Raw genomic sequence first — 11,297 nt, forward strand, 5'->3', positions numbered from 1 at the left:
TCCTGACCACGTCGACGTTCACCCCGGGCGCCCAACAATACGCCGACTCTGTTCAGCTCCGCGTCGTGCTTATCGACGGAGCCCTCCTCACCGGCCTCATGATCCGCCACGGCGTGGGCACCCAGATTCAACGAACAATCAACATCGTTGAAATCGACGAGGATTTCTTCGAGTAGCTCTCGCTCACTCTTCAGAGACAGCCGGCAACAACTCCGATGGCTCGCCGGTCGCGGTGATGACCAGTTCGTCGCGTGCACGGGAGGCGGCGACGTAGAGCAGCGAACGTTCGCGTTGCAGTGCTTCGCGGGCATCTTCTTCGGAGAGGTCCTTGAGGCGGAAGCGCAGCGGCATGATCTCTTTGCCCACGCCCATGAGGATGACGTGGGTGAACTCCATGCCCTTCGCTCCGTGCATGGTCATCACGGACACTTGCTCGTGGGAAGCACGCTCCGCATTGCGGGTTGCCACCGCGTCAATGCCCTTGTCCGCAAGACCGGCAACAACGCGGGAGATCTGGCCGCGGGTGCGGCACATCACGCCAATGTGAACGTCGGTGTCAGAGTCCATCCACTTGGAGATGAAGTGGTCCGCCACATCGAATTCTTGCGCTTCGGAATCCACGCGGACTAGGTACGGCTGCGGGCCTGTGCGTGCGGAACGGTAATGCGCAACGGAGTCCGTCTCACCCTCAGCATCCAGGTATGCAAGCCCCTCCTCGCCGACGAGGATCCGCAGTGCGTACTCCAAGTTCTCCTTGGTGGTGCGGTAATTCAACGTCAGGCGGGTAGACGCGCGACCACGGGTGGAAATACCAAAGCGGGACAGCGTCAGCGGCTGCCCGTAGATGCGTTGGTGGGAATCCTCCGCAATGAAGATGTCGTTCTTCCCCTCAGCCACGCATGCGCGCAAGAAACGCCAGTGGCCGGCGTTGAAGTCCTGCGCCTCATCCACGACAACATGGTCAAAGAGCGATCCCCCACCGTTTTCGTACCTCACGTTGAGTGCTTCAGCGCCCACGGCAGACATGGTCGGCCAGAACAGCTTCCCGTCCACGGCTTGGGTCTGCATCACAGATTCCATGATTGCCCAGACGAGCTTGCGCTGCTTACGGTTCAACGGCGTACCCCGGCCAGCGCGCGCGACCTTAAGGTACTCCGCCTGGGATGTAATCGCACCGGCCAGAACCACACCCTCATACTCCTGCTGCAGGAACGTCAGGTTCGCAATCGAACGTGGCAGTTCATCACTCGCGGATTCCAAGGCAGTCTCCCACACCTGTTCCGCATCGCGTTCGAGGTACGGGCGCACGCGCGGCGCACCCAACCCGAGCACGCGCTTGGTGGCTTCCTCCACCTCAGTTGGTGAAGCCATGGTGAGCACCTGGCGCACAACCGCGTCAATGTTGTCTACCCAGATGCCCTCATCGCCCGGATTGCTTGCTTCGGGGTAATGCGGGTTCAACGCATTGAGCTGAGATTTCAGCCCCTGCGCCAACCCCTTCGTAAACGTGGTCAGAAGCACCCGCGGTGGCAGATCCCCGGGGTCCTGGTTGGAAATGGCACGGCGCGCCAGATTATTCGCACGGTGCACAGCCACCACGGTCTTGCCCGTACCGGCACCGCCAAATACTCGGGACGATCCACTGCGCGGCCCTTCCGCCATGCGGCGCTGCTCCGGGTGGATGTACACGCGCCACTGATCAAAGGAACCGGCATCAATCACCGCGCGGAGAGATTCCGTGTCCACGTCATCGACGTAGGCGAAGTCCAATTCCGCAGCCGGGTGGCGCAGACCAGCCAGCAGGCGCGCATCTTCATCATCCTCGGTGGAGCTCTGTTCCACCTTTTCCAGCCCCAGGGATTCACGGACCTGCTCCACGGTGTACCCAACAGCAAGACCAAGGACCGCATCCTGTTCCCATGTCGGCCGCGAATCCAAGAGAAGCTGAAGCTCATCCTCGGATTCAGCAAGCCACACGGAGTCAGCGAGTGCCCGATCAATGCCGAGCTCCTCGTACAAGCTCTCCGGCGTGTAGCCATTGCGCTCCATCTCGGTACAGGGCGCGGGCTTATCCTTGCCCACACCAACCGGCTCCACACCGACTTTTTCGGTGAGCTCTTCTGCTTGACGTTGTTGCTCATCAGCCAGTTCCTGCGCGGCTTGCGCGGCTGCCTTCGCCTTACGCTCGGACTCCGTCTCTTGAGCGTCTTCCGCGTCAGCAGGAGCGTCTTCCACGAGAAGCTGTGTCAATCCGTTCACCGGGTTAACAGCCAGACGCAGGCGCGAAGGATCAAGCCGTTCAGCCTTGGCGTTGCCTTCATCATGGGAGTCCACATCAACGAGCACGAAATGGTGCGTCTCCGCGTCCTTGATCTCAAAGAGCACCGCGCGGAATTGATCGTTCACGCGCCCCGTGCGCACCCGCTTGTCCACGGCATTCGTCAGCGACTTAATCCTCAACGAAGGATTCGTGGGGTCTTCCGCTAGCTTCTGCAGGAAGTTCATCACCGGCTTGTACAGCGCACCATCCAGTTTGAGGCTGCTGTAGAAGCTAAACGTCACCATCTGTGTCACTCCTTACCCAGCAGGGCTGCCGGGATTGTCTGCTCGTCGAGTGTATCCGGGTACATCAATGTCCAACCGTCCCTGCGAAGCGTCTTCTCCGCTTCCTCGTAGGAATCATCGCGTTCCACCATGAGCGCAATCTTGTGGTCCGGCCACACAACAGCGGTGGGCAACGTGCCTACTTCTTCACCGATCTCTTCGGTCGGCTCCGCACCGATACTGGCCAGGAACTGCAGTGCTGCCACCACATCAGATTCACCTTCGAATTCCTCGATGGCTTCAGCCCATGCGCCAGCATCTTCACTGGTGGACGCCGTCTCATCAGCATCAGCAGCTGATTCAGCAGTCTCGTCGTTGACATCGACAGGGACACCAGCGTCATCGAATTCACTCGTGGCAATAATTACCGGCGCGTCCGCAAGCCACAGAATGTTGGCGAAGCGAAGGAAGTCCTGCCAGTTATCCTCCGTGATCGAATCAGCCGTTGGCGCATCCACAAAGAAGCGCTTGAGATTTAACTTCTGACCCGACACGGAGAATTGAAAGTGAATCCCATCGCGGTACGTCAGCTGCGCACCACCCGGGATTGGCCTCTTCTGAACCTTTCCACTCAGCAGTTTCACAAGCGCTTTCTCAGCCATTGAGTAGAAGTTCTGCTGTGGCGAAGCCAAGTAATCAAGTAGCTGGTTCACCGGAGACGACGTCAGGAAATCCCAACCGGCAGTTCCGAATCCGTCGAATCCAGGATCCTTGTCCTGCTTGCTCCTCTTAGTCCACGCTGGAGGGTTCGCTACCTTCTTTTGCTCACCTTGGAACCAGTCAATGTCGGCGTTAGTGATGTTCCATGGCAGCCAAGACTCTTCGTAGTGCAGTCGGTTGCGCTTAGCTATGTCATCCGGGAACCGGTAGTGCGCATGAGAAATGTGGAAGGCCTTGCCATCCGTGTACACAGCCACCGGGCGAGCATTGGGATTTTTGCGGTGGGTAAGAAGGAAATCAGGCTTGGTATAGCCCTTGTCCACCTGTTCACTCATCTTCCACTGTTCGCCATTGGTAAAGGAAATCAACCATTCAACCTGGCCAGCATTAGGGAGGTCCTTGACCACGGCCTTACGGTCCTCAAGCGCCTTACGCAGAACTTCACGGAACTTCACTTCCAGGTTGGATCCCTCGCCTGTAGAAGGCGCCTCAGATTGGGTCTCCCATACGACAGACAGCGGATCAGTCTCCGGTGCTGGCCGATCTTGGTCAGTCAGGATGGCACGCAGAGCACGCTCAGCAGCCGCGCGCGATGTGTTCTCGGTCTGAGTCCAGTGAGTGTACGGAAGCAAGCAGTCAGGGCACGCCATGCGTTCATCGTCCGCGCAGGAACAATCCTTCACACGAACAAAGGCCTGCTCCATCAAACGGCGCACGTCTTCGGGTGAAGCAAACTGTGACAGATAACCAGTGCCACCAGGCACGTTGTCGTGCATGAGTAGCGCTTCAACAGTGTCGCCCTTGTTATCCGGCACGCGGACGGTGACCACGTTGAGGTGCTCCGGGTCGCCGCCGAGCACTTCCTTGAACCCGAGCTTGATCGCGGCAGTGAGGCTCGGAATGGTCGAGTTATCGCCGGCAGTGAGTGACACCGGAATGTGCAGAAGCACGCCTTGAGTCTGCAGCGTGCGGGACAGCGCAACGGTCACCGTCTCTTCTTCCCGGGCCGTGCGCTTCGGACACCACGGGCGGTGATCCCACTTGGAGTTCTCGCCCTTTTGCGAATCAAGGTGCCCGCAATAGTTACACACAGTAAACAGCGGCGCGTCCGTCTCACGGTTGGCAAAGATCCTCTTCGCGCTCGGTCCACGGCCCAAGTTGAACCAACTCAGGTTCACGTAACGCAGGTACTCCGCACCGAACCCGAGGGACGTAAACCAGCGCCCACCGCGGCCGCCATCGGGCACGGCGAAACTCAGCGTCGTGGTGAACCTGAGCTCACGGCGTTCTTCATGTGTGCCATCAATCAGGGAGCTCGCACGGTCAACCTCCGCGGAGACCCTCCGCATGCGTACTGATTCGAGGATCTGCCCTTTGTCCGCGAATGCTGCTGTGCCACACGCAGGGCACGAAACCGGCGTGGCACCAGGTGTGACCCGTTCGCCATAGGAACAAGCCGGGCACAAACGCCACTGCTCAATATCCGCACCGTTGTGCCCCATCTCTACGGCATCCACCGTGGCAGCAATGCCGCGGGCATAGAACGTGTTGCCCGGCGCGAGTTCCATCAATGCGGAAGAAACGCCGCGGGAGAGCTCAAACGTATCCGGATCAATCTGCATCGTGGTGGGGTTGAGCTGCGATACAACGACAGACAATTCAACCGCATCATCCAACAAGGTGAAGTTAGGAAGCAGACCGTAACGCTCCATGGAAGAGATCCAGAATTCCCGTTTCAAGATCTCGCTCAAGTCACGCTGAGTTCGCTTAAACGCAGCCATGGTGCTGCGCTTCTCACGTTCTAGATCCGGGTCAGCATTTTCGGTGCCGGCATTTGGATCAACCTTTGCCTCCAAATCTCGGATGCGAGCCTGCAACGTATCAAGACGAGCAGTGAAGGCTTTCACCTCGCCATCCCACAGCTCCTGCACGCGGCGCAGCTCACCCATGAGTGAGTCCGGCCCCTCACCAACAGCCCATTCACGGACCCCCGCAACTGTTGGTTCATCCACGGCGTCCGCAACGGTGGACAGGTACGCATCCACGCGCGCTTCAACGCCTGCAGCAATATCTTCAGTGAGCACCTCGACCAGGGACCTGAGCTTGGTACTGAATACATCCTGGGAGTGCTGAACACTCAAACCTTGCGCAATGAAATCCAGTGTGTCCAGCAAATACGCCGTCACCTGTCGGTGCAGGATCTCGGTTGCGGAAAGGAACGCTGCCGGCGGAACGACGGATCCCGCGATCATGGAAAGTGGATTGTTCAGCTTCGGCAGAGTGGTTCCGCGGCCTTGAACAAAAGCAAGGACCAACGAGTTACCGGTCAAACGTCCAGCACGGCCAACGCGCTGCACGTAACTAGCAACGGACTTAGGCAGTGATGCGAGCATCACCGTGGAGAGGTCGCCAATATCGATACCCATTTCCAGGGTCGGCGTTGCCACCAAAACATTCGGTGCATTAGGTGCGCTATCCGCTCCGCGGAAACTCTGCTCTAGAGCGAGGCGTTCTTCCTTAGGAATCAAGCCGGTGTGCTCGCGTGCCACCACTGCTCGCGGAGTGGTCGCCGTGTACAAGCGCGAGTAGTAATTCTCCTCGATCTCCGTAGGTTCAAGGTTGCCGGGGCAGCCCGGAGTCGGGCACGGCATGCCAGAAAGAAGGAGGTTGGTTGCTTGGTCCAGGCCCAATGAGCCATGGCACACCTCGCACTGCAGTGCCTGCGAGTGGTCTTCGCGGCGCACAACAATCTGTTCAGGCTTCAGAGCGTAGATGGTTCCGCCGGTGTCTGTGCCCACCGCGGTGATGGCGCCAACATTTGCCAGCTGCTTGAACACCTGGGTCAGCACAGTGGTGGCGTCATGCGTGGAAATGCCAAGAACCTTGGATGTCCACCGCGCGTACCTGCCGCGCGGACTGCCTAACGGGGTGATGCCACGATCCTTGTCATCCAGTGCCCGCCCAGCACGTGGGAATTCCGGTGCACCTCCCTTAGGGAAGCTGGGCACGCCTTCCGCCTTGGCGTAGCGGTTGTGCAACCGCCACGCGTTGGCGTCATCGTGGAGATACCTCTCCAACAACGGGGTAACAATGCCACCGCGTTCACGCACCTGTTCAAGGAGCCCACGCATCCACTGCAACCGCAGTTCCGGCGAGGAAATGTCCTTGACGTCAAAGAGTCCCTCGTCCACATTGCGCAGAGCAGCATCCGCACTTTCGAGGAGTAGCTCATTATCAATGTGGACCGACGGCACGAGTGCACCAGTTGAGACCAACGAGCGCGGCAAGTGTGCGCGTTGACCGAACTCAAGAGCTACATCAAGTTCCAGGCGGTTGAGCGCAGCCTTCGTTGCGTAGCGGCGTTCGTTTCCTCCCGCATCCTTCGACCAGAACGGAGTGAACTGCGGTGTTTCAGCGATCTCGGGTGGCAAAAGCTCAAAGCGTGCGCGTGCCGGATCTGCATCCGCATCTGCTTGCTCCAAGATGCGAAGTGGCATTTGTGCGAGGGTTAGTCCCTCACTACCGCCATCTTCCGAATCGGTGACCACGGAACGCATGAGGGTACGAATACCAAAGGCTCGGGCACGTGATTGCACAAAACCTGCACGGTGCGCTGCATCCTGCACCGAGTCAGCGAATACGAGGGTCTTCTTCTCTTTTTGCTCCAGGTTCTGCATGCCAAACAGGTTGGACAGCCCCACCGAAAGCAGCGTAGCTACACGGGAACCGATGTACCGGATCGTGTCTGTCTCCCCACAGTTCGGGCACACCTGATCACGCGCGTAATCCTCCGCTTCCAGGCCCGTGTAGGTCAACACCGGAACAGAAGCGCCTTCGGCAAGCTCCTCTTCGCTCGGTTCCGTGGTGTTGAGCATCTGGCTCTCTGTGTGGAACCACATGACTTCGCGTTTGCCGTCCTCGTCCCCAAACTTGGACAGCTCCACCCCGTCTGCGAGTGCACGACGATACTCGTTGGTGGCATCAATGAGCGGGCGCGTCCGCTCACGGGCATTGACTGAGGCACCACGGATCTCGGATCCATTGAGTACCACCGCATCCGTGCCCGGCTCCAACGCTGTCATCCAGCCGGCACGGCCACATTCACGGCAGTAAATCGCCGGCAACCAGACTCCGGAATCGCCCAAGTCAAGGTGACCATCATCGGCAAAGCGGAACACTTCCCCCAGGTCATTTGGGGTAACGGTGCGCTCAATGCGTGAAACCTCACGCACCCACAAATGTGTTTCCACACCCGGCAGACGCTTGCCGCCGAAGCCATACTCCTCACCAGCCAGGGCACGCAGATGCGCCACCGCGGTGAGCAAATGGGTGACAAACTCACGGGAGACTTCCGCAGTGAGGCTTCGTTCCACGATGGGACCAAGCACCTGCTGCGAAAGCGTCTTCTCGGTTTCGCCTTCACGCTCAATGAGTGGCACTACGGAATTCTCAGTGGTGAGCAACGCCTGGGTCAATGGATGAACCGCGCACGCAGCGATCATCTCTTCCAGGTCCTCACCCGCATTCCAAAGCTGTGTGCGGAACACATCCAACACCACGTCCGCATAATCACGCTCTGACGCGTCGGCAGCAATCGCTTTAACGACGTCGCTCAGTTGTTCAATATCCGGATACGGCTGAACCTCGTGTGCGCCAAATGTTGAAGAGATTTCCTCAACCCACTCGTTATATGTGAGCGTGCGCTCCCCCACCATCGCGTCTGATGTGAAGGTCTCACCGAAAATCGTGCCGGCAAAATCCAGCACCTTTTGGCGGTCACCTTCACCACCAAGCGTTGCCGACGTGGCCACCGGAGTGACGTGCCCAAGTGGGCGTGCGGACGCCTCTTCATCCAAGAAGCCCTCCGGTTGATGCGCTTTGAGCATCAACCCCAAACGTCGCAACAACAACGCCACGTCCGTGCCTTGCGCACCGTCATACGTGTGGAACTCATCAAGCACGAGGTACTGCAACGACGTTGCGGATTTCTGCCAGATTTCCCGATCTTTCGGTTCCAGCAGCAGCTGATCTAGCATCTTGTAATTCGTCAGCAGAATGTCCGGCGGATTCATTCGCATTTCATCGCGATCATTGATCAGCGAATGCTCCGTGACTTTCTTAACGTCGCCCTTTGCCTCACCCGTATAAATACCCGCCGTCACACCAGCCAGTGCCGGCTCATTCGTCAGCAGCTTTGCCAAACGATCCGCCTGGTCATTGGCCAAGGCGTTCATCGGGTACAACAGCAACGCCTTCACGCCAGTACGACCCTGCGCACGCGCCCGCATTGCATGATCCAGAACCGGATACAAGAAAGACTCAGTTTTACCTGAACCAGTACCCGTGATCACCAGAGTGGGATCCGGTCGGCGCTCCCCGTTTTCATCCTTGCTTCGCAAACGACGGAACGCCTCCGCCTGGTGGTGATACGGCGTGAACCACGACGGCACCCAGTCCAAGATCCCGTCCCACCCTAGAGCCCGCGCATACGGCAACCGCACACGCACGTACGGGCCATGGAACATGCCACGTTCCGTGTCCTCCAAGAACGCCTTCAGTGCACTAGACGTCTCCGGATTCGCAAGCGAAAACGCGGTGGCAAGATACTCGGAGACACCACCAAGAATGTGCTCCGATGCGTGAACGGGAATGAGGGTAGACACAGTGACACTCTAACTGGCGGGAAGCCGGATTTTGTGGTCAGCAAAAAGTGTCTTAACAGAGCCACCTTCACCCCCAACAAACATAACAGTTAGTTGCACACGCCTGAGCGATAATCTCAGGGATGGAACACTTCCCCATACGAACTGGACCCCCACATCAGAGCAGACACGTTTGGTGGCATTTAGATCGGAGCACCGTCGCGATCCCTGAATATTTCGTGGCGATACGGGGGCTAACCGTCCATCAACCTATCTGTGAAGGCCCAGTCCGCATTTCAAGCCAAATCGGAATTGAACCCCTTTTCGATAACTACCTCCATCGGCAGAACTTCCGAATCCATCTCATCGACGCCTCCTAGAATCTTTCGCGAAGGCTATCTCAACGGGATGTTCAATGCGGCGGGTGACCGAGGTCCCCCTGTTGATCGACATCGAGAACTAGCTAAATAGAAACTGCAAGGTTTTAAAAATGATCCTCCACCTAACAGCTACTCACCAGACCAGGCAGAATTGCCTGGAGATTCCTGCCACTCCCTAAAACGCACACCATATTGGCCACGCACTAGCGGGGTGATCACCATCTCCAAATTTGGCCCTTTTGCCCCTCCTAGTAGGACGAAGGGCGAATCAAACTCGAACTCGTAGGTGCCAGAAGCCTCCTTGCCTCGCATTATGTAGTACCCGCCGTCAGGGTGCTCCGCCGTAAAAATGTGTTTATCAACTCCAGGCCCCCAATCTCGAGGGTTGATTTGACCAAACTGCCCGAGAGACAACCACCCCTGCCCCTCGACTTTTTGCCAATCGTCCTTAGCCATCAGATTCTGCCTCCTGTTGCCTGCCTTATTCTCAAAACTCTTATGCGGTAGACACCCAATATCATAACCGCCAATTGTCCAGCGATCTTTGGAGCCATGAGCACGCATCAGTGGGATATCTCCCTTCAAACCATGTCGCTGATCCGGATGGGATTCGCTAATCCAGACGTATTAATGAAAGTACTGGCACCGCCCTACTTTCAGTGAAGCTCGGATTCAATCTTCCGGTCACACCAAGGTTGCTTGGCAGTTAGGGGCCTAAGAACTTGTCCGAATGAAAAACAGAGCTCGCGTTTATTAACTACTAAACAGCTGAAAAGTATCGGGAGTGTGAGATCCTCAGATGTTCCTCGCTCTCGCTAGCCACAGCTACGATCTCGAGATCAGGATCGTCATTGCATCGATCTAGTTTTAGTCGCTCCACAGTAGCTTCATGAAGAGAACGAAACCACTGAAGCGCAACGTCACCCGAGCGACGCTGATACTTGATCAGGTAAGCCGACACGGATGACTCCTCTCACTGGGATCTGACCATTTCCCGCAAATTCTCATGAACACGGTCAAGTAGGTCAAGTCCCGTGTAGTGGTGTAAAGCTTGCCTTCCTTCGGAGACGCACTTAAACCCAAGGGACATGCGTACTGCAGAAAAATCTGGGCAGCATGCTGACCAGCCAGATGTTCGCACACGCTGCTCCTCCGAGGTGAAGGAAATCTCCGAACGGTATCGAGACGCTGAGGCAGTTACACCTGTCCACATCGCAGAGAAGCATGCTATCGGATTCCCACTCAAGCGCTACTAGACAGTCACGGCCGGGACCGCAATTTACTCTCACCAGCTTTCCACCCCCACACACACCTATTATCTGAATATGATTAACGAATCTTGGCCCTGGAAAAGGGATCTCTGGCTTGCAGCCGAACGAATCGAAAATGCGAAGTTCAATCTTGCTGATCAACTAGACAATGCCACCCTGGAGCTCGATGACTACGACTTCCTTTATTCGGACCCAGAAGCTGAAATTCTGTACCAGGTGGAACGCGATGTACTGCTGAGCGCATATGCAATGCGCCGACTAATCGGCATACCAACCAAGATGACGAGAGAGGTGGCCCGAGCATCCATCGACGTTGTTGACTTTCCATTGAGAGAAGCCGCAAAGTCCCCAGACTTTTGGGATGCACTAGGTGACATCGACATTTACGATCTCCAATCACCAAAGAAGCGAACAGTGACTGTTCAAACGATTTGCAATTACTTCGTGCATAGTCTGTTCTTGCGCTTCGCTTGGACAATTCCAACCCTTTCGTTCGAGGAGTACTGGGCCCTCGATGGAGATGACGTGCGCACGCAAGAGGATCCCCGTGTACTTGCAGGCTGGCTAGTAGCGTCCGATCGATCAAGTAAGAATGCTTTGACCTATGTCCCCTTGGACGATTATGTAAGCATACTGAAACGCTTCGCTCATGACGAAGTGACCACAATTAGAACTTGGACAGATCCCGACGGTATTCGTCATTACGAAACGAGTTGAGAGAGTTTCCTATTTTGCGAAGC

6 protein-coding genes are annotated in these 11,297 nt (G+C 56.9%); 3 read left to right on the forward strand and 3 right to left on the reverse strand.

The genetic code is table 11. The features are described 5' to 3' along the window. Positions 1-2: 2 nt before the first annotated feature. The gene (locus L8U60_RS09095; RefSeq protein ID WP_269966086.1) at positions 3-176 is read left to right on the forward strand and encodes a restriction endonuclease; all 174 of its coding nucleotides are present in this window, start codon (positions 3-5) and stop codon (positions 174-176) included. A gap of 7 nt (positions 177-183) precedes the next feature. Here the strand turns inward: L8U60_RS09095 and L8U60_RS09100 are convergent, their stop codons facing one another. The 3 genes from L8U60_RS09100 to L8U60_RS09110 all read right to left on the reverse strand — a co-directional run bounded on the left by L8U60_RS09100 (position 184) and on the right by L8U60_RS09110 (position 9,742). Beyond that, positions 184-2,565, reverse strand: coding sequence for a 3'-5' exonuclease (locus L8U60_RS09100; protein WP_269966051.1), 2,382 nt, complete (start codon positions 2,563-2,565; stop codon positions 184-186). A 5-nt stretch (positions 2,566-2,570) separates the two neighbouring features. Then, positions 2,571-8,927, reverse strand: a complete 6,357-nt coding sequence (locus tag L8U60_RS09105; RefSeq protein ID WP_269966052.1) for a DEAD/DEAH box helicase — start codon at positions 8,925-8,927, stop codon at positions 2,571-2,573. A gap of 488 nt (positions 8,928-9,415) precedes the next feature. Then, the gene (locus L8U60_RS09110; RefSeq protein ID WP_269966053.1) at positions 9,416-9,742 is read right to left on the reverse strand and encodes a hypothetical protein; all 327 of its coding nucleotides are present in this window, start codon (positions 9,740-9,742) and stop codon (positions 9,416-9,418) included. Between the two features lie 632 nt (positions 9,743-10,374). On the opposite strand from L8U60_RS09110, the gene L8U60_RS09115 reads away from it, so the two are divergent. Further along, complete coding sequence (locus L8U60_RS09115; RefSeq protein ID WP_269966054.1) at positions 10,375-10,542, forward strand: hypothetical protein; 168 nt, start codon at positions 10,375-10,377, stop codon at positions 10,540-10,542. Positions 10,543-10,611: 69 nt separating this feature from the next. Beyond that, entirely contained in the window at positions 10,612-11,274 is a 663-nt protein-coding gene (locus tag L8U60_RS09120) for a hypothetical protein (RefSeq protein ID WP_269966055.1), read from the forward strand. The last annotated feature ends 23 nt before the right edge of the window (positions 11,275-11,297 follow it).

It is taken from the genome of Corynebacterium meitnerae (assembly GCF_027570075.1).
Classification (GTDB): Bacteria; Actinomycetota; Actinomycetes; order Mycobacteriales; family Mycobacteriaceae; genus Corynebacterium; species Corynebacterium meitnerae.

Excerpts from the sequence above, each read along its gene's own strand:
- L8U60_RS09115 (WP_269966054.1), top strand. The coding sequence starts at position 10,375 with ATGCGTACTGCAGAAAAATCTGGGCAGCATGCTGACCAGCCAGATGTT.
- L8U60_RS09120 (WP_269966055.1), top strand. The coding sequence starts at position 10,612 with ATGATTAACGAATCTTGGCCCTGGAAAAGGGATCTCTGGCTTGCAGCC.
- L8U60_RS09110 (WP_269966053.1), bottom strand. The coding sequence starts at position 9,742 with ATGGCTAAGGACGATTGGCAAAAAGTCGAGGGGCAGGGGTGGTTGTCT.
- L8U60_RS09100 (WP_269966051.1), bottom strand. The coding sequence starts at position 2,565 with ATGGTGACGTTTAGCTTCTACAGCAGCCTCAAACTGGATGGTGCGCTG.